General features: G+C 49.8%; 18 protein-coding genes. 2 read left to right on the top strand and 16 right to left on the bottom strand.

Annotated elements, in window-relative coordinates:
• The first annotated feature begins 9 nt into the window (after positions 1-9).
• Positions 10-831 (top strand): phosphonoacetaldehyde hydrolase, encoded by an 822-nt coding sequence (gene phnX / locus LRP49_RS04670; RefSeq protein ID WP_274140553.1) that lies wholly within the window; start codon positions 10-12, stop codon positions 829-831.
• Between the two features lie 78 nt (positions 832-909).
• Here phnX and LRP49_RS04665 read toward each other — a convergent pair whose 3' ends face one another.
• Entirely contained in the window at positions 910-1,854 is a 945-nt protein-coding gene (locus LRP49_RS04665; RefSeq protein ID WP_274140552.1) for a hypothetical protein, read from the bottom strand.
• Positions 1,855-2,122: 268 nt separating this feature from the next.
• Between LRP49_RS04665 and LRP49_RS04660 the strand changes: the two genes are divergently transcribed.
• Positions 2,123-2,983, top strand: coding sequence for an urea carboxylase-associated family protein (locus tag LRP49_RS04660; RefSeq protein ID WP_274140551.1), 861 nt, complete (start codon positions 2,123-2,125; stop codon positions 2,981-2,983).
• A gap of 144 nt (positions 2,984-3,127) precedes the next feature.
• On the opposite strand, the gene LRP49_RS04655 is transcribed toward LRP49_RS04660, so the two are convergent.
• The 15 genes from LRP49_RS04655 to LRP49_RS04585 all read right to left on the bottom strand — a co-directional run bounded on the left by LRP49_RS04655 (position 3,128) and on the right by LRP49_RS04585 (position 20,325).
• A complete protein-coding gene (locus LRP49_RS04655; protein WP_274140550.1) occupies positions 3,128-3,664 on the bottom strand; it encodes a M15 family metallopeptidase in 537 nt (178 codons plus the stop codon).
• Between the two features lie 73 nt (positions 3,665-3,737).
• Positions 3,738-4,313: a DUF6714 family protein gene (locus LRP49_RS04650; protein ID WP_274140549.1), complete on the bottom strand. Its 576-nt coding sequence runs from the start codon at positions 4,311-4,313 to the stop codon at positions 3,738-3,740.
• On the bottom strand, positions 4,314-5,591 hold the full coding sequence (locus LRP49_RS04645) for an eCIS core domain-containing protein (protein ID WP_274140548.1): 1,278 nt from the start codon (positions 5,589-5,591) through the stop codon (positions 4,314-4,316).
• A 33-nt stretch (positions 5,592-5,624) separates the two neighbouring features.
• Positions 5,625-6,059, bottom strand: a complete 435-nt coding sequence (locus LRP49_RS04640; RefSeq protein ID WP_274140547.1) for a hypothetical protein — start codon at positions 6,057-6,059, stop codon at positions 5,625-5,627.
• A gap of 14 nt (positions 6,060-6,073) precedes the next feature.
• Positions 6,074-9,406 (bottom strand): DUF6519 domain-containing protein, encoded by a 3,333-nt coding sequence (locus LRP49_RS04635; protein WP_274140546.1) that lies wholly within the window; start codon positions 9,404-9,406, stop codon positions 6,074-6,076.
• A 10-nt stretch (positions 9,407-9,416) separates the two neighbouring features.
• Positions 9,417-11,501 (bottom strand): hypothetical protein, encoded by a 2,085-nt coding sequence (locus LRP49_RS04630; RefSeq protein ID WP_274140545.1) that lies wholly within the window; start codon positions 11,499-11,501, stop codon positions 9,417-9,419.
• Positions 11,498-14,197: a baseplate J/gp47 family protein gene (locus tag LRP49_RS04625; protein ID WP_274140544.1), complete on the bottom strand. Its 2,700-nt coding sequence runs from the start codon at positions 14,195-14,197 to the stop codon at positions 11,498-11,500. The genes LRP49_RS04630 and LRP49_RS04625 overlap by 4 nt, the downstream gene beginning before the upstream one ends.
• A 1-nt stretch (position 14,198) precedes the next feature.
• Positions 14,199-16,724: a baseplate J/gp47 family protein gene (locus LRP49_RS04620; protein WP_274140543.1), complete on the bottom strand. Its 2,526-nt coding sequence runs from the start codon at positions 16,722-16,724 to the stop codon at positions 14,199-14,201.
• Positions 16,721-17,104: a GPW/gp25 family protein gene (locus LRP49_RS04615; protein WP_274140542.1), complete on the bottom strand. Its 384-nt coding sequence runs from the start codon at positions 17,102-17,104 to the stop codon at positions 16,721-16,723. Before LRP49_RS04615 ends, LRP49_RS04620 begins: the two co-directional genes overlap by 4 nt.
• 15 nt (positions 17,105-17,119) lie before the next feature.
• Positions 17,120-17,443 (bottom strand): hypothetical protein, encoded by a 324-nt coding sequence (locus tag LRP49_RS04610; protein WP_274140541.1) that lies wholly within the window; start codon positions 17,441-17,443, stop codon positions 17,120-17,122.
• An 18-nt stretch (positions 17,444-17,461) separates the two neighbouring features.
• Positions 17,462-17,977, bottom strand: coding sequence for a phage baseplate assembly protein V (locus LRP49_RS04605; RefSeq protein ID WP_274140539.1), 516 nt, complete (start codon positions 17,975-17,977; stop codon positions 17,462-17,464).
• Complete coding sequence (locus LRP49_RS04600) at positions 17,974-19,101, bottom strand: hypothetical protein (RefSeq protein ID WP_274140538.1); 1,128 nt, start codon at positions 19,099-19,101, stop codon at positions 17,974-17,976. Before LRP49_RS04600 ends, LRP49_RS04605 begins: the two co-directional genes overlap by 4 nt.
• Entirely contained in the window at positions 19,101-19,445 is a 345-nt protein-coding gene (locus LRP49_RS04595; protein ID WP_274140536.1) for a LysM domain-containing protein, read from the bottom strand. Before LRP49_RS04595 ends, LRP49_RS04600 begins: the two co-directional genes overlap by 1 nt.
• 49 nt (positions 19,446-19,494) lie before the next feature.
• The gene (locus LRP49_RS04590; RefSeq protein ID WP_274140535.1) at positions 19,495-20,115 is read right to left on the bottom strand and encodes a hypothetical protein; all 621 of its coding nucleotides are present in this window, start codon (positions 20,113-20,115) and stop codon (positions 19,495-19,497) included.
• Positions 20,116-20,325: a hypothetical protein gene (locus tag LRP49_RS04585; RefSeq protein ID WP_274140534.1), complete on the bottom strand. Its 210-nt coding sequence runs from the start codon at positions 20,323-20,325 to the stop codon at positions 20,116-20,118.
• Positions 20,326-20,351: the final 26 nt, after the last annotated feature.

The following is a 20,351-nucleotide window of genomic DNA, read 5'->3' as shown; positions in this document are numbered from 1 at the left end:
AACAAAAACATGTCTAACACTACATCATCTATTCAAGCGGTTATTTTCGATTGGGCGGGTACCATTGTCGATTTTGGCTCCTTCGCTCCTACAAGCATTTTTGTCGAAGCGTTCAAACAAGGTTTTGATTTTGATCTTTCTCTAGAAGAGGCCCGAGGCCCCATGGGTATTGGTAAATGGGATCATATTCAAGCGGTCGGCCGTATGCCGGAAGTAGATAAGCGATGGATTGAAAAATTCGGTCGTTCCATGACGAACGATGATATCGACACCATCTATGCCGCTTTCATGCCATTGCAAAAAGCCAAAGTGGCAGACCATGCAGAGCCTATCCTCAATGCTGTTGAGGTGGTAAATAGCTTGAAAGCCAAAGGCATTAAAATTGGGTCATGCTCAGGTTACCCTCGCCAAGTCATGGATGTGCTAATCCCTGTCGCCGCTGACTATGGTTATAAACCAGATTACATTGTCGCCACCGACGACTTACCACAAGGCGGCCGCCCTGCGCCGTTTATGGCATTAAAAAACGTCATCGAATTGGGTGCAACCAATGTGGGTGCATGTGTAAAAGTAGATGATTCAGCTCCAGGTATCGAAGAAGGTCATAACGCGGGCATGTGGACAGTGGGCTTATTGCTTTCCGGTAATGAAGCAGGCTTGACGTTTGAAGAGTACCAAGCGGCTGACGAAGCCACATTAGAAGCAGCACGCGAAAAAGCACACGCGAAACTGATCAAATGTGCGCCTCACTATCTGATTGATACTATCACTGACTTACCCGAGGTAATACGCGATATTGAGCGTCGTATAAATGAAGGTGAGCGCCCTTAGCGTTCCAAACCTTCATTCAAAAAATAAAGCCATCGCGCTGCAATGGCTTTATTTTTCAAACACCCTTTCCCTAGATGCTCATAAATACATCGGACTTAAGCATGTGTCATTTTCTATCGAAATCAAACGAAGTGCTTTATCCTCTCCTAGAATATCCTCTCCACTTTCAAGAAGGGTTATCGTATATCGCTTCTTGTCGTGATAGATCACTTCCTTTGGTGGACTAGAAGGTAAGAATTCTCTGCTGCCTATGTTTTCATTCGCACGATAAAGCAAACCTCTAAGCGTACTATTTGTTAACCAAAACTTATTGTTTTGTGTGCTTATCAGCTCTTCACTCGAACCTAACAGACTTTCCGCTTCGCGGTTTCTATCGATAACTTCTGAATGGCGGTTAACGATCAGTGCGGGATGGCACAGTTGCTCAATAAAGTATTTCAAGCTGTCTGGAGTAGCACACTTCGCTCTAAACTGCTGGCCGGCTTCCCAAACACCAGCCATTAGCGGCTGAAACGCAGATAACAAATCAAGCACTCTTCGTTTGATGTCTGGTTTTTCAATATCATAGAAAACATTAAGTGCTACCCAATGGTCTCTTGATGTATGCACAGAAAGGACTGCACAATCATTAATACCTTGAGGTTCAAGCCACTCTATAAACCCCGTTTTTATTAATTCTTCTCTATCAACGAATGTAGATAGTGCATAAGGAAATATCGGAGGATTATTTGCTTCTACCTCAGTCCAAGGATCGATGTCTTGGTAGTGATGAATGTATTCGTCAATTTCTTTCCCTGAGAAACCAAAAAACATTGGGCTTTGAAGCTCAACTCTAACATCCTTTGGAAAGTACAGATCAGCATCCTTTTTGTCTCTCAACGTCAGAATCGCTTTTTCCGCGCCAGATATCAATACAATACTTCTAAGCACGTCATACCAAAGAGTCATATTTGGTATTGTTTTATATAGTTGTTCTTTTAAACATTCGATGTCATCCATAACATCTATAGGCAAGTGACTCACATCCTCTCCTATGTTATTAATCAATAACGTATTTAAGCCAGCAGCAAGATTTTAATTCTTATAACACTATTTAAAATGGAACGATACATCAAACCCAATCATCGTTTAAAGATACGTTGTAATATATGCAATACAACCATCTCATGCCCACTTTTTCCTACAGCTGCGTTCTATTCTTGAGGATAGCTAAACCGCGCTATTTCAATAGTGCAACAGCATACAGCGTCTATGATTAGCTATACCAACTACTCTGGTTCCTGTGATCATAATGACGAGTAAACAATCTTCTGAGAAAAATACCACTGTCCCTATAGATGCCATAAGTCGCGAATCCGCTAAACCCGTTATCTGTTATTCAGGCGATTTGTGGCCTTTTGATGATGCTTTCTACCGCTCTGCTCGACAGTCAGCCACGTTAAGACAATCTCTAGAAATCATGCCACGAACAGGAGAGTGTTTCGAAGTCCCTGCCGGGAGTTTCTTTCGTATATCGTGCCTCTATGGCTCTCAAGTAGGTGATCTCAACCTATGGCAAAAGGACAATTTGGCCGAACGCTTTTTTAGTGGCAAAACACGTCAACTTCACGCAACGCACCTTACAAGGGGCGATCGCTTATGGAGCAGCATGCCTTACTTAAGGCCCCTCGCGACCATTACTGCTGATTCCTTAGAATGGTATGGCTGGGATGAGGATGGAGGCGGTGTGCACGATGTCATTGGCACCCGATGTGACCCTTACACGCATGAACGTTTACATGGTGATATCTACCACTATTGCTGTCATTCAAATCTAAGCAATGCACTCGCAAAACACCTCGGGATCCCATTTAGTCAGGCAGAATTTCATGTGCATGATGTATTGAACGTATTCATGTGTACGGGTTTTACCAAAGACACACATCAGTACTTCATGAAAGCAAGCCCGGCACGGAAAGGTGATTACATCGAGTTTTTCGCAGAAACAGACCTGCTTTGTGCGCTCTCGGCATGCCCAGGTGGTGATTGTAGTAGTACGCATTCAAGCGATGATGCACAGTGTTACCCGTTGACTGTTCACATCTATGAAACCGACACAGAAGCACTTCAAAACTGGGAACCTTTTGAAGTAAGCCGAGTGGGAACGGCATAATGTTAACGATCAGCCACCACGCTTAATCTAAACAGGAATAAACTAAGCAGCGACAAACTAAGCTGGTAGAGTGAAATGTCAGTCACCCTACCAACTGATGACAAGTATCGCGGAGATTCTGGGAACCATGCTCATAAGCAACGATTAACCAAATCGCTCCCTCATTGCGGCATCGATATCACTTAGCGTATAAATTTTCCCCGGATGCGACTCCGCTCTGGATTGCACGTGCGGCCAGTCTTTAAACGATCGCCAAAGCCCACCCGCTGTAATCCCTAATCGATTTGCGGTTTCCGCATAAAGTCTGTAACCATTTACATCGTTCACTTTTGTACGGTCAGACCATTCAGCTTTGCCATTTACCAGCCAAAAACAATCCATCGCCTCTCCCCACTGGTGCCAAGAGTAACCGGGAATTGCGTTGGTCACATGCCTGCCGTGTTGAGGACCAACTTGCTCTATGCAAGAGGCCAAATAATCTGCGCCACCGTCTCGCAACGCGGCCAGTTTTGATTGAATTTGTTCTGTTGAACGAGATTGTCGCCACAAGGCGGCTTGTTCTTGTGGCGTTCTCAGGGTGAAATAAGGGCGCATCTCCACACCCAACGAATTACATTCATTAATTAAGTCTTTCGCTTGCTGTGCAAATTCCGAGGTCAAATCACTTAACTTTCGGGACATAAATCCTCCCAAATCACACGTTGTTGATCCTTCAACGAAATGCTAAAAATTAAGTCCCTAACGTTTGTCCTATCTAGGACACATTCCAGTGACGCTCGATCACCTCCTTTATCTCATCTTCGTCATATTCATTTTTTGCGTAGGTTTGTAGCCATGTCAGCACAGCCAATACGGCTTGCTTCTCAGGCTCACTCAGTGTTCCATAACGATGTAAAAACAAGGTATCCGGCCAACCTGATGAATACCACTCGTGAAAAATCCCCCCTAGTTGAGCAATAAACTGGGATTCGCTCTTTCCCTCGAAGCGTTCGAGTTTCCTATCAGCATCACCTACACGCGGGCGCATCAAACTGTCCAGCATCTCATCTGAGAACAGACCCATATTTCCTTTATCTTTCAGCATCGCAGCAAGAAATGCCGGAAGGTAATAATGAAACGCCACGGGTGTGAACATCCATAAGTTACTACTCACCACATCGCGAATATCATCTGGCGTTAAATCCCAAGGTTCTTTTTGAATTAATAAAGCCTCTAAGGGCTCTCTTTCAGGGTCGAGCGCGTCAGTGACAAGCAAATGTTGATTGTCAGGCTTTTTTCTTTGGCTGAAGGCTGCTTTCAATTGCTCAATTATTTGTTCTTTTGACTGCATTTACGCTCCGTCGTCTTCGCTTGGTGAAATGGCTTCTTGCAATGATGTCAGTAATGCAATCAATGCCGTTGCAGTCGCCGTTATCGCTGCGGCCTCGCTTGCTGTTATAGCTGCTGCTGCCAGCGCTGCCAAAATGGCCTTAATTAACACAATGATCGCCGCAATCAAGGCGACGATAGCAGCAAGAGCCGCCATTGCCATGCCTGCCATAATCGCGGCGTGAGAGGACGCAACAACTGCTTCCATTGCCTCCAATAATTCAGGCGAACAGTTAGAGCCCGCAAAAAATCGCTGACAACGCATGATTGAATTAATAAGGTTACACACACGCTCTCGGTGCCCTCGATTACCGCCCCTAAAACATGTTGCATCTAACGAGATTCTTGACGTCATTTCTGTCGCCATGGCTGCGATTTTTATTGCCAGCAAAACACAACTGTCCGTCCCTGTACACCGTCCCAAAGGGTTAGTTATTTGCTTGGCCGCAACCACTGCCGCACGCAAGGGAACATAGGTAGCCCAGCTACAATCGCCAGGTGGTGCAAGCCCATCGCCAGGAAACGGCCCAGGCCCAGGCGGGCAGGCTCTAGCAATAAACGTGCGGTTTGTTCGAGTGGTGATTTCTGGTGCAACTGACCGCTGAATCGTCTGTCTTGCGCCACCTTGTTGAATAACGTGTGTTAGTTCATGTGCCAGAAGGTGTCTTCCTTCAAACGAGCTGGGGTTAAATTCACCTTTTCGGAACACAATATCACTGCCCCGAGTATACGCTCTGGCATTAACGGCGCGCGCAGCAGTATCCGCAGTGGAATCAGTATGAACACGAACGCGACTAAAATCCGCACCAAAACGTGACTCGAAAAAGGACTTCGATTCAGCAGAAAGCATATGCCCACCAGAAACTTGATTGAGCGCATCTGCTGTCTGAGCGGAATACTGTGTCGGAGCGTTCGGTGTTTCACTGTCACGCATCACCATGCCGTCTTCTTCTTCACACGCCGCACACTTTCGTTGAACTGCAGGCTCGGTAGCGGAATGAACACCTCTTTGCATTGGCGATCTATCATCCATGACAGCGTCTGCAACACTATCCGCTTCACGTTCATACATATCACCCGGTTCGCTGATACTGAGTTTGGTTTGGACAAAAGGATTTCGTCTGCGGCTAAACACACTCTGTGGCATAGACAGAACATTACTGACCTGACGCACCAACACTTGATGCGTTTCAGTTTGGCTTTTTCCTTGAGACAACGTCGGCTGTGTAATGTATGACATGGTTGATTACCTCATCGCACTGCATCAATTCGGCTATTTCTTTGTCGTGCGTCTTTTGGTTGTCGGTGTCGTCACCTTCCTCTTGGCTGTCGCTTTCTCGATCGCATCGGTATCGACGTTAAGCACTCGCGGAGTCCGAGGTTTCGGTTTTGGCTTTGGCCGTGGTTTTGGTGTTGGTTCGGGTTTCACATCTGTTGTTGGAGAGTCTTTCTCTTTCACCATGTCTTCAAAACGCCCAATTTCGCTGAGCTGTTTTTTCTCTCGTTCAATCGCTTCATCAATTTTCTTGTTGAAGGCCGCACGTTGTTGTTCCAACTCAGTGATCCGACTTTCTACCCGTGATTTTTGTGCGGTCGCCGCTTCCCGCGTTTTAATCAAGGGGTTTTTCACACTATTTGGTTTCGCGGCTTTCTGCATTTCGGCGACGAGCGAAACGTGCTTTTTCAAAACGGTGCTTGCCTTTGCCATGATTCACTCCTTAATTAAGCCTGTGTGTTGAAGCTCGATTCTGGGGACGGGAACTCAGGATGATTGATAACAGTTCCTCGCACCACGTTGCCGATATATGGCCCCGGCATATTGTTGAAATCGAACGATGGAAGGAAGAAGGTGCCGGATTTAACGTGATTACCCATCACCGAAGCGTGATGACCATTGAGGATCACCGTGGCTCCGGAGGCGATGTTGTCGTCATTGTTGCCGACATGCTCAATAAAATTGTTATTGAAAAGGACCCGCTCAAAACGAAAACGGATATTGTCAGTCAGGCTGCTAGAGCGAATTTGCACCATGGTGTCAGCACTTGAACCCAGAAACTTGTTATTGGCAACTTGTGCCGCATAGCCAAGAAGCACAAAGCGTCTGTCACTGATAGGGAACGAGAGTTCAAACAAGCCTTGCATCAACAGTGCCCGGTTTTCCAACACGCTTTGGCGAGTAAGTAAATCAGAATACGACACCAGATTGCTTTCAATTCTGGCTTCCAGCACAAACAAGGCACCAATACCTACAGCAGCCTGCGAATTTACAACCTCATCTTCACCCACACCGGTATTAAGCACTTCATTCGATTCAACATGGCATTCACCGAGCTGGAATAGCGCCATAATCGAAGAAACGAAAATACCTTGTGCAGCGGAGCCTACGTAGTTAAGACGATTAGCAATAACCCCTGCCCGCGCAATACACAGCAACAAAACAATACCGCCGTGAGTACAGTTGGAAATCTGGTTATTGCTAATATCCACACGAGTACAGCGTTCACAGGTAATGGCGATACCACCTTCAAGAATCTGATTGCTGATGATCTGAATGTCTTCACACTGGCTGGCAAAGACTGATACGGTGACATTTACAAAGGCGTTGTTCTCTACGCTGGCTAAATCGCATTCGGTTACTGACACGGCTAATTCCGTACCACCATCGCCAGAGATATCATTGTTATCGACGCGGAGCCCCGCAACACGCTCGGCAACCACACCCCCGTTACAACCTCGGATCCAGTTTTGCGCCACGGTGATCCCGCCAGAGAAAAGATCGCTATCACTGCCGACTAAGATTGCCACTTGAAGCTCAATCTGTTCTTCCGTCTCGATGCGATTGCGCTCTACCAGCGTTCCCACGCCGCGCACCATCACACCGATACTGTCTTCGGCTAACAATGTGATCTGGTTTTCAGACACTGTCCCGTTCGCGCAGTTACATTCCACCGCCACGGCGTCCAACTCACCCGCCATTCTGCCAAGCGTAATTCGGTTACCTTTCACTTCGCTGTGCGCAGCAGTGGAGAAAGGTGCACCGACAGGGTCATTGTTTACAACTACACCGCGGACAAAACCGTCGATATCGTTGTCCAACACGCGCACCCGGCCCGTAAGACGCGCAATAGCTACACCAATGAGCCCGCTTAGTTGCTCATCGGAATAGGAAATCACATTGCCTTGCACCACCAAATCCTGACCATCGTCATCCATCCAGACACCAATCGGTGCACCTTCAAGTGTGCAATGCGTGACCCGCACACGTTCGCAATCAAACAGGGCAATGGCGGGATTACCAAAACCTGACGTAATACCGTCCAAAGAAAACACACGGCAATCTTCCATTACGCTGTCGTCCACACTTCGGAAAGAGACAATGCCTTGCGGCATCTCTGTTCCCCCTCGGTTTACTACCGAAAACATAGAAAGATGAATGCCAGACAATCGTGAGTCATCATCAGAGCGCACCAAAATTGCTGAGTCGTTGCTCAGATTTAGAATTTGCGCCCCGTGGCTTTCGCCATGCAAGGTCACATTGGAATAACGGATAACCAATGGTCTGTGAATAGTGTGTACACCCACTTTTAAGCACACACATCCGCCAAATTCAGGAGAGAGACTGTCCAATGCGGCCTGAATGTCTTCGCCAGGACGAACAACAACGGTGCAGCACCCTGCCGTACCAATGGGATCGCGACAATCCTGAAATACTGGGTCGACAAACTCACCCTCACTGACATCGACGACAGCGAGGCGGCAATAGTGATGATGGAATGCTTGCGGAGGCGCATCAGTGAGCACTTCGACGGAACTGTCAGCATAACGGGTCACGAAACTCCAGTTGTCACCAACATGATAGTCACCACCTGCCGCGTCGAGGTCAATCGCGGCTTCAACCCCATCTTCTAAGGCAATGAAGACGCCTTCGGGTGCAGGAATTAACCCTTCGCTGTCTGGCGCATCAAGGTTCACGATTTCATTGCCATCCGAATCCAGTACCACGCCAGATTGATCCCAACGACGAAGGATCGGATGGATCGATTGATTGGCCGCCGTTGATGCTGGCACCAACATGATTTCACCGACGGCCAATGGGTTTTCCAGCACAATGGTGTTGGTTGCATCATTCACCGAGAGAATCCGCACCATAGAGCCGGGATTCCCCTCCAACACGCGCACATCGTCGGTGATTTCCGCCCAATCACCTGCACTAAACCTCAAGTAATCGTCTTTAGCCACTTGCTCCAGCGTCAAAGTGTTATTCGCTGGTTGGGCGAGGATTTTTCCTGCAAATGCGGCGTTAACCTGCGACCATTTCAGCAATGCTAGGCCATCTTCATTCACGTCATGGACGGCAACCATGTAGGTTCGATTTTCCAATCCCCGATAACCGCCTTCTGGCGGCAATCGGCAGGGATCGTTCACCGCTGAAGCTGCATTCGCGCGCGTCGTCAGACGTGCTCCAGACGCTTCAGTAAATGCTTCCCATCCTTCAATGGCATCATCGTCCGTATTACAGGTAACGCCGTCGTCTACTGCGAAGAGTTTGACTTGCCAAACGGTTTGCATCCGCGCACTGGTATCGACACCAATAGCAGGATCGATCAAATCGGGGTCTTCAAGGAAAGTAACCGGACGCTTCCACACATCCAGAAACGCAAGGTAGCGGCCGTCTTCTAGATCAAGAGGCTCCAAAATTGGCAAATAAGGCTGAAACTGAAACGGTACGGGTTCGTCACTACGTAACTCTTCTAAAGGGAGATAGAACTCGTGATCACCATGTCCAAAGTTTTCCGCCATCAGGCCATCAACATAGTAACGGCCGGGATGAATGCGCAATTCCCCGCCAGAAACGTCGATTCGGAAACTGTCAGGGAGGTGTGCGGGATAACCACTAAATCCCGCCAAATCGATAGATTCAGCACGGAACCGACGATCAACAATCGCTGCCCCTTCATTGAGTGGCGTGTCTGAAACTACCCTTCCCTGCATTGAAATCAGTTCGGAGTAGTTATGGCGCGAATCAAACGTTTTTCCGGAAATATCTATAGCCATGAGTCCCTCCTCAGGTCACATAGATCAAGCCCGCATCAAGGCCGATGGGTAAAAATTCATTGAGTCGAAACAGCAAAGCATCATGCCGCTGCGGGTGATAAAGATGGTGATAAACGCCCATTTCACTGCCGCTGTCCGCGCCACGCCGTAACTCTTCTGGCGCAGAGAGTAATAGCTGTCCATACGCGGGAGCGTTATAGCGAGTGGACGTAAATGCAGGAACTACACGGGCGCGAACGCCACGCGCGATGTGGCTTTCCGCTAATTCTGTGAGCGACGGATTTCGTAACTGCGCTGCTTCTATGGCTTTGGACACGGCAAACTGAGGCTGACAACGATGCTGTCTAGGCACACGCGACTCTGGTGGAATGTAGGAGAAACGTGCGCACCCGGTTTGACGCTGCAAGGCCCAAACAGGCGCGGTCCACGCATCCGCATCATCAAGTGAAGCATCGAGAATGGAATTTGAAATCAACGGAAAAGAACGTGCAGCAACTTTGCCAATCACCGTCGATTCACACAGTGTCAGCATGCCACCATGACTCATCCCATCCAGTGAAGAAAACGCCGTTCCCGTCTTCGATGTCGCATCTATGATGCTGTCTTTTACCGTCACAGAGGCACCTTCCACGGTGCGAATGGAACCGAGTATCGACTGTTCGATTTCGACCGTCACATTCGGAATTTCAACCACCAGCGACGGTGAATTTGGAGAGACGGGCTCACCGTGTATATCAAGTGACAACCCAGGCACCATAGTGACATTGCGAAGCACCAAACGTCGCAGGGTATTGTCACCATTATCTGGAACAATCACGCGCCCGTTGGTGATCACCAGTCCATCCAGCACAATTTCAGACTCTGGGCCACCCTCTAAGATCATTTCATCGCCTTCGAGATCGATAAAAGCGCGATGGCCATCAGCTGCACGGAGTGACAAGGTTTGGTCGGTATCAACCGCTACATTTGGGCTTTCTGCAAAACGGTGAGAAACGCCAATTTCAGCAATGCCGCCCGTCACAAGTAAATCGAGTGCAACCTGAATCGAGTCACCGTCACCAATCGACTGAACTGCAACATGTGAAACGATAAAACCTTCACTTCGCGAGTACGCACCGCCGCCAATATCTGCACAGGCACCATAATGGTAAGTCACTTCCAATGACTCAGGCTCAGGTAAGCTGGCAGGTAAAGAAATCCTTCCCAGTTCTGGGTCGACAGAGACCAAGCTCACCGGTGAATGCGCCCAATCGGCTCCCGCATCACTAAGGTTACAAATTTGGATCTGATCATCCGTCAGCAATATGCCATCAATGACCAAAGTAAACGCGTGTGGATAGAAGACACTGAGCCTATCGCCCGCAATGGCGTTGCGCTTTAACGCTACAGGAAGGTTTTCTTCGTTGGCGAGGTGGTTGATATTTGGCTCGGGAATTGGCTGGTTAAACAAGGGCGTATTGCAGCCAAGTGGATTAAAAAGATAACGGCGAGCAGCGAACCGGTAGGCAGGCAATATGGATTGACGGTACTGCCCTAAACGCCACAGGAAAATACCAACATGACGGAAGTGATGACGCCCTTCCCCCTGACTGATCCTGCCTGTTGCCATGGAATAGCTTGCTGAATCAAACGCCGAACCTATCGCATCGCATTTGGTACTGTCGCGCACATCGAGGGTGTAATGATTCTCAGGGCGAATGGCCGCTAAGTGCTCTGGTCGTGCGAGTAATTGGAAAAACTCAACCACTCTGGCAGGCCAGCGAGTCGTGTCAGTCGCCAGTTGCTCCAACGCTAATGCCACGCCGCGTTTGCGCGTCAGCCGGATCTGATTTGCCGCAGCCGCGCGCTGACTGACGCCTGGGATTTCAGGGCCATGTCGATAGCCGACTAACTCGCCCAAGTAGGGCGCTGCCCACTCGTCACAGGTTTCAATAAACTGATTGTCGTAAAGCCTGTCGATATCATGTTTAACAATACCCGCTTGCTCAGCCAGAATTTCCATTAACGCTTTAAGCGGAAACCCTTGCTCTTCATCACGACGTCGATAGATTTCCGGCAGAAGTTGATAAAGTGACTCGGGTGACAAACTACTCATAAGCTGGCCTCCAGATAATCCAACGCTCCGGGATGCAGGCTTAAAATTGACGCGCCCACCACATCATCACCCATCTTTTCGGCCAGTGGCGCAGCAATACCATCATGTCGCTTGGGTGTTTCGCCTGTATAGAGGCGATCTATCACCACCGCTTCGACACCCTCTACGTCATGCAGCATGCCTATCACTTCACTGGCAAACACAGGCTGACCAAAGCGTCGTGCATCAAATGAAAGCCGCGCTCGTAACATGGCTTCTGCACGAGTTATCACATCGTCACTCAAGTAGTCGGCATGCACTTTCAGTCTTACACCAAGATGAAAATAGGTTTGACGGAAACTTCGAAGAATAAAATGCGCAAACGGATCGCCTGCTGCGACTAATGCATCGGTTAATGTGTCATGTAAGTCACTGCCTATTGGCACCTGCGCACCGTTTTCGGCCGCTACTGTCACCACGACTTGTGGCCCATTATTCAGATGTAGCCATTGCGAGGTTGCTTTCGCGATCCCACCATATGCACGGGAAAAATCCGCGTAATCCGTCAGTGAGACGACACGCCCAAGCGTTCTGCAAGAAAGCGGCGCACTGATTTGTATTTCACTACCGCTTTCAGGATCTGCCCCACCATCGGCATCCAACAGGTTTTTCACCGCTTCAACGCCCAAGGGCTGAGACATAAGAAGATTCAGTTGCCCCGCTTTCACACGACCTTCTAAGCCCAACGTTTTGCGGTAACTGGCTCGAATGTTTTGCTGACCTTTACCCGGCATTGCCCCCAAGAAACCTTCGCCGAAAGTGACATGGCTATATCCGCTTTCATCGATGCGAAGGGTGTAAACGCGGTCAGTTGGATGTGTATTTAAGAAGTTGGGCACCTGTTTCCACAGGATCTTGTTGACCCGAATATCCATCGTCGGCTTAACCCCTGTCGCCGTCGCGGCAGGAACAAAGGTCTGCGGAGCCTGTTTAGACATAAACGCCAAATGGGGTGTCGCGCTGCCATCCCCCATCACTTCCACAACAGATTCACCTTGTGTCGCGTCTGCAACATTGGCTGCTATACGCAGGCTTTGTGGCAGATATGGCGCACCTAAGGTTTCAGTAAATGTCAGGGTAGTACCGCCTTCTTCTGTCAGAGCATGCGAAACAGATTGAATAACTCGAGTCGTCACGACGGGTTCATCCCCTTGATCAGATGCGACACCACGTAGAATGACTTTCCGCCCCTCTTCCAAACCCGGGTACCACCCATTAAGAGCCACGGAAATGCTGTCTTCGTCTAAGGGTGTCGTGATAGGTGGCTTGGCGATGGTTATCCATTCACTTGCGCCATAAACCGTGGTGCCACGAATCGACAGCGTGCCAAAATGCGACTGTGTATTCAGTGTTAAGCGCGAGCTTTTTCCCGTCACAGAAAAGAAAGCTGCCGTGGTTTCAACAGCATCAGTCACGTTGTACCGAGACCAGTTGTCACCGTCTTTCAACACAACCGTGCTGTGTTTAGCGATGTCAGACACGGTGCGCTCAAGGAAAACATGGTTTAGATTCCCTTCATCCATGAGGTTTAATGATCCTGCATCTGCCCACGTCGATGCAGTTCTGTCGGCATAAGGCCCTTCAGAAACGTCTTCTACTACCACGCCGCTGCTGTTTTTGGTGAATATGGGAGAGGTACCTGTTAGGGAATAGTGCAAGGTACTCAGAGGAGGAGCCGCGTGACCAAAAATAGCAGCCTTCGCGCGAAAAACCTGTATTTGACGAGTTTCATCCGCGCTTTTTAATATTGGCGAAAAGAAAGCTTTTTCTTTGATTTCCTCCCCAATCAATACCCCTTTCAATTCACTCGCGCCAACAGTTTTGTCTTTGTACTCACCCAGCGTGGCGGCAAACACCGTTGTAATACTGCCCGTCGCACCAGAATGTGTCGCCACAAGCGGTTCCGTCGAGACCGTCGACACATCAAGCCAAGTGAGATCTTTTGCATCCGGATCGTTAGCAATGTCAGCTAACACTGGGGTGACCGCACTGATAGTGGCAAAAACCTGATCGCCATTATCGGCGACAAAGAACACGGCATCACCGGGTTTAAGATTCAAGTTGGAGCCAGGAAGAGGAATGCGCGTCGTGGTTGATGCCAAGGGGTGTGGAGCTGTCAATTTCGGACGAATAGCGTTCCACGCTGCGCGTGTCGTAAGGTCTTCTAGGGTTTCGTAAATGACCGGTTTTTCATCCTGTCCCGGCGTACTCTGGACTTTGGTTCCTGCCGGCACAGTAATCACCTCGGGAATGCCTTCTCCCGCAGCAATGGTAAACGCGAGATCTGCTGTCGCGGCAGCCCCAGGATGCGGCGCATAATCTATTAAGGTTGCCAATTCATGAAGCGATGCTGTTTCCATCGCCGTATTCACAAACGCTTCATTAAGCCACATCTCGTTATAGAAGGTGAGCACATCACAACTTGCCGACCACGCATCAATTAATGCCAGCGTAAAGTCACTACTATCACGAGATGTTAACGTGCCGAGCGCACCGTATTTTGCAGAAGACAGTCGTGCCGACATGCTATCGAAGAAGTCTTGATACTCGCCACTGCGATAGGTGATACGTCCAAGCCCAGCGGTATTAGTTGGAGCTTTCGGTGTCAACACTTCTGTGCCGTCACATGCGCCGCAATGGGATTCATGGCTTGCCATATCAACGCCCTCCTTCAAAATCGAACAAGAACACGCCGTTACCCGGATGGCTTACATCATTATCAATCCGCGCAATTTCAGTGCGGCTGAAGACCAATTCTCTGTCGACCAAACCGCTGGTTCTTGGGTCGCCAAATCGGCGAAATAGCAAGGCTTTCGCCGCGATGACCCCTTCGATATTTTGCGCCGCTGCAAGCCAAGGCGAGAGATGCAGCGTCTCCCCTGCTCGAAAACGGTCAGGATGCAAAAGACCCAATGTTCCATCAGGCAAACGTTGAGACGAAAACAGCGTTAGCAGTCGCTGTCGTACGTGAGATTTCGAAGCATTTGGCGTAACACAAACATGCAGCGTCACTTCCAGCGGCACATAAACGGGAGTCGATACTTCCACATCGTGCCCTGCCAATCTGAATGCCTCATAGTGATTGCGAAGCGTTGTACGAAGTGACTCAGAGACCTCTACCCTGTCTTCTGGGTCAGGCAATGCAAACGTGGTAATCCAACTGCCTGTGTGGATATACGCACAACTGACATCCTGCACACCGGCGACACGTCGTCCCAACGTTTGATAATCTTCTCGCGTTACAGCTCGCTCCTGCGTTTTAAACAAATACGGAGCGCGCTTGCGGATCTCCGCGTTTGTTTCAGGGTTCCGGCCGCCAATACCCGGTGTAATGTTGCGAACTTCAATCACTTCAGGGATAGGTAGAGCAAGATGATAAAGCTTGTCTGCACCGATATGTCCTACGCTTCCTACGCCTACCCGGTAGGTTGCTGTAAACTGGGTTTCCGGCAAGGGACGTCTGCCAAAGGTGTTATCACCAAAACGGAGATAAACGGTGCCATCACGCTCAATTTCTGTCGTGAATACGGACGCCGATTCGTCCACCGCCAACAAATCTCGCACCACACTAAACGGGCGCACTTCTACCCCGTCATCAGCAGACAGTGAGACGCTGGCATACGTAGTATCAGGTTCTGGTGTTTTCAGCAGTTCGGAAGCCGGTGCACCAACGCCATATTCGGGAGAAAACGTCAGGGGTTTATTGGCGAGTGTTGGACGATATCGCGGTACGATGGTTTCAGCTTGGTCTTGCTCACATTTCGTATCTGCACAGCTCAATCCTTTCCCTGACGTGCTTTGGTCGCCAAATCCCTTACCCGGAGCCCAGCTTAACGTTGGTAGTGGTACATCAGGTAGTTGCTCACCAGATAACGTCTGACCATGATCCACCAGCACCATGTTTCCTCGCGCGACCGAAACAGGCTCGATGTACTCGCGACCTTCTTCAATAGAGGTTTCCGATGACAGACAAAGTGGAAAACGCAGAGCATCAGACCCATGCCAACTGATCTCGGTTATCTCCTGTTCCGTGACAGGATCGAGCAAAGGCTCACCATCCACATTTAGAAATTGTACTTGGGCCAGTAACACCACTTGTCGTCGCTCAAGCATCCTGTCAGCACGGTTACCACTTCTGGCTCCAATGATTTCCTCGAACGCGAGATACATGCCTGCAGATAATTCAGGGAAATGGCCTGCCAATGTCGCCTGTGTAGCGCCTTTCGGCAGATGACAGCGTCCATTACTCCACGTGTAAAACTGCATCTCATTGTGCTGCGCAAACAGAGCTGAAATATCAAAGCAGGTTTCGTACACCGCCCCACTTCGCGCCAGCAAGGCATCATCCCGAGTGAAGGTTCTAGGCTGCTCACTGAGTTGTGTACAAACCGCGCTGCCCGAGGGAATCACCACCGTCGCGGGAGCCATAGGCAAAACATCGGCTGAAACCGCCAGATGACAAAAACAGCGTGCGTTGCAGCCTTCATCAATGGCGTAATCGACCAAACGGGTCATGCGTTTAAGTGAGATGCGTGAACGTGCCTTGTTTAAATAGGCTTCCGTGGTTGCAGCATCCTGCTGATATGCCAATTGGTCAGCGGTATATGCAAGAACATCGACCAGAGCCGTCGACAAATCTGCAGGATGACCACTCGCTGCTGCAGGGGCTGTGACGGACAATCTATCTAGCATCATTCGGCGGAATGAGTAGAAATCCCGTGCGGTATAGTCGATGTCGGTGTCGATGTTTTCCGGCTCAGGACAGTCGCAACGAGATTGACAGTCAAAAGGGGTCGCGCATTCCACTTTGAACGAGAATGTCACCGAGGCAAGAGCAGGATCAATTTCAGGCGGCGGCAACGGATTCAGTGGGCTTGTTACTAAATTCACGGAGTAGGCCGAATAGTCGCCGGGTTGGGCCACTTCAATGACAATGACATTCGTCTGCCCACCTAACCCCATAGTGGCACTGACTATCTCAATCGCGTTCGGGCCTTCAATGCGAAGGTTGTCCTCGCTGTATACGAATACACCTGGGTCATTCACTAAGTAGAGATGCAGGAAGCGTTGTCTGTCGGCCTCAACCAAAGCTTCTTGGTCTATAACCTCAATAAAATCAATCCCGTTGAAGTCTGACTGCCTCACCGCTTCGCGACGCCGCTGGTCGCAGCAAAAATAAATCATGTCGCTACCTCGCGCTCAAATATGGCCTGCTGTGTTTCACCCGACGGCAACACCACATACGACACATCAATGTACAAGGCTCCGTTTTCGAATCTCACGTCAACTTCGGTGAGCTCGATATCGTCCTGCATCCAGGTCTGTAATGATGTCGCGACTAAACTTCGGGTGTTTTCCACCACTGCATCGCTTATTCCCGCAAAAAGTAGACGACCAAGACCACAGCCAAACGTCGGCATCATCACCCGCTCACCCGGCTCCGTGAAAAGCACCTGTTCAATGCGATCACGAATCACGTCAAGGTGGGTGGTCGTCGCGGTCCGCCCTTGCGTATCTATGTGATAGGGAAAATCGGGACGATGAGTCGAGTCAGGATATGCCATCGTTTCATGCTCCTTTTATGTTGCCAACACACGCGGCTGAACCACAGCAGGCATTAAAGGCGTGCCTGTAGGCGCACAAACAGACTGCCCAGTCTGAATCACAAACGGTTGACCAAGAGAAACAACCCGCACTGAACCGCTTAGCCATTGCCCGCTCACACAAGGTCCATTGCCCGCATTGGGCGGCGGCATGGCGCAACCTGCCACCACATAGGGCGACGTTTGCAACACCGTTGGCTGACCTGACACCATGACTCTAGGATTCGGCACGGTGGGCGTAGCCTGCCCGCCATGCATACACATAACAGTGGCTCCAACATGTACGATTGCACCTGGCATCTGTCTTCATCCTCCCAATCAGGTAATGGTGAGCGCACCGTTGTTGATATCCACGGTTGGGCCCACCATGGCTATCTGCGCCCCTTTTCCGTTGTTAATGAAAATGCCCGCATCGGTCACTGAAAGCGTCGCACCCGTTGCGGTTGTCAGCGTGACGCCTCCCATTCCCATAGGCCCGCCGATATCACTAATCACAATGCCGTTTCTGGCCATGGTCTGAAGCGTCATAGCTGAAATAGGTGGAACTGCCGTGCGCGACAGTACCGGAATATCTGACGGTCCACCTGCATAGCAACCCGTCCATATGGGGTAATCGATATCGCCTTGTTCAAACTCAATCCACACGCCCGCACCAATCGGCGGCACCGCAAATATGCCGGAATTCATACCCAGCACGGGTAGGCATGGCATACACCAACTTCCAGGCACCATGCCGGACACATCCGGCACAGTCGCAAGAATTCGCCCTTGTTGCATTGGGTCGATATTGTTGATGACAGTGCCACGGAATTTGCCGTAAAACTTTTCACTCATGCCGGTACCCTGTTTCCAAGTGGAAGTAATCCGTCCCTGCTAAGCTCAAAACTCTGCTTGAGCTCCCCTTCACTTAACGTGGTGGTCACCGACTCCACGTAGTGCAATCCGTTAAAGGCATGACCTGCTCCGCGAACCGACACCAGCCTTCTCGCCTGAAGCAGAGACCCATAAGCCAGTACGTCCAAAGAACCGTTCATTTTTACCGCGCGTACTGCTGTCTTTGCCGCTTTAGCAAGACCGATCAACGCCGCTTGAACCGGAGAATATTTCGCCGTCCCTGTTATGGGTCTATTGTCCAGAGGGATTGGCCGTACAAGTGCTAACGGTGGATTAAGCGGGTTAACATCTGGCACCGGAATGCTGATCGGCACTTTGGTCTGCGGATTCATGATGGTGACAATGGGGATTTTTCCATTTTGGGTATCCACACTGCCTGTCAATGACACCACGTTTCTGTGCGCATCCAGATCGTCATTGAGCGGTCGCTGCACCTTGCCAATGCGCACATCGGGGCCCCAATACGCAACGGATACACCCACCACGTCAGTTGGGTCCATGTAAAACACATACCCAACGCGCTCCGCGAGTGATTGGATGTACTCTAAATCTGTTCCCTTATGTGTAGGAATGCGCTGTGTCGGCACGGGAACATCTATCAACACAGAAGGGATTACCTTTGGAATCACACCGAGAAAAGCGTATTTCGCCAACACCAAATTGATACGGGCAAAGTCCGGCATCGCGGGATAACGCATAAAGGAGAAATCGATATAATCGAGCACACGCGTCAGATCTTCCCCCGTTATCGTTAGTCTCGATACGCCCGGGCCGCTGCCAGCATTAACGCTGTGATCAGTGATCACGCCATCAATCAGCACCGAGGTTTTGCCAAACATTTCCACCGCTATCACAGCGCGAACCATTGGAATGGCATTACCTGCCGATAACAGAAAAACGGTATGCAACGGTGAGTTATTGTCTATCTCAAAGACCAACTGAAAGACCGAAGGCCCTTGCGTATTGTTTTTTACTTCGCACGACACAAACGCATTGATCACCGCTTTAGAAACGGGAACGGGTGCAACAGGTCCAATGTAGAGACTCATGACGACGTCAGACATCACCCCTCCCCATTGCCTGTTGAAAGGGCTATTTTTCGTCCGGGTGTTGCCACCAAGTCTTGCGGGTAGTCAATCAGGTTGGCATCAACAATGTGCCACCATGCTGAGGCATCGGCGTAATAGGCCGCACCGAGCAAATCAAGACGATCCCCTTCTCGCACTAACAACATCGGTCCCGCACCGTTCTCTGCAGGTTGCGGAACAAATCGGCGACTAACAAACACCCGTTCACGGCCGCTGCTATCTGTCATCACTTTCAACGGCGCGCCAGCATAGCGGCTGGTTGACGTGAAATCAGCCGTTTCATCGGTATTGCTGAGCAAATACTGGGTTAAATCTGTCATGACCAATTACGCTCCTTTCTTCAACCAAAGGCGGTGAATCTCAGTCTTGTTAAGTAACCACTGGCTTGATGACTTTTGCTGCCTGCTTTTCTATTCCGTCGAGATAATGTAAGAACAACGATGACGCTGGATGATCAAAGCCCAAGTCATCCACCGACAAGACTTGCAATGACAAACTCACTTTGGCGCGCAACGGGTTGAGCTTGGCACTGAAAAACTCTTCGGAGAGGGAGATACTGCCAACCTTCACAGGCATCCTTCGTTGCAATCCCCAACTAAAAATGGGCAGTGGCTGTGTCATAGGAATGATGGTTAATCGACCTTCTCTGGCACGCGCGTCGTTGTCCAAAAGTTGGCGTTTGGTCGGTGAGATCAGGCTTCGTAATGCCGCAATGTAGGGGCCGACCCCGTACTTCATCGCATCTTTATCGCCACGTTCTAATGCATCGGTCGCATCAAGTATTGCGTCAAAACTGATCGTTTCTTTGGGCGGCCCGTTGAGACGAAGCTGTTCGTTCCGTGTATCCGATGTCGTCGGGGATTTCACTTCAAATTGCGTGCTAAGCGATTCTGGATTAACCAGCAAAGGAATCGCGCTGATTGGCTCACCGCTTTGTTGATCAAGTAGCACGATCCCTGCTTTCAGAAAATTCGGTTGTGATGACAACATCTAGCGCGCCCTCCCTGCTGAAAGTGTTCTTACTAACTGTCTTGCCGTCTGAGAAGACGCGCGCTGTTGTGCCTGCTGCTGCCTTTCTGGCGTGACATTGGGCATGTTCGGCCAGTGTTGCCTTACCGCGTCAGACACCGCGCGATAGACCTCGCGATAGCTGGCATTGTCCGCTATTTGGATATGGTCGAAACGAATATTCACTTTCATACGCTCTCCTGCGGAATGGCTAATTT

This window comes from Enterovibrio qingdaonensis, from assembly GCF_028683135.1.
GTDB classification, from domain to species: domain Bacteria; phylum Pseudomonadota; class Gammaproteobacteria; order Enterobacterales; family Vibrionaceae; genus Enterovibrio; species Enterovibrio qingdaonensis.
The sequence above is the reverse complement of the archived record's forward strand: the minus strand, read 5'-3'. Positions and strand labels throughout refer to the sequence as shown.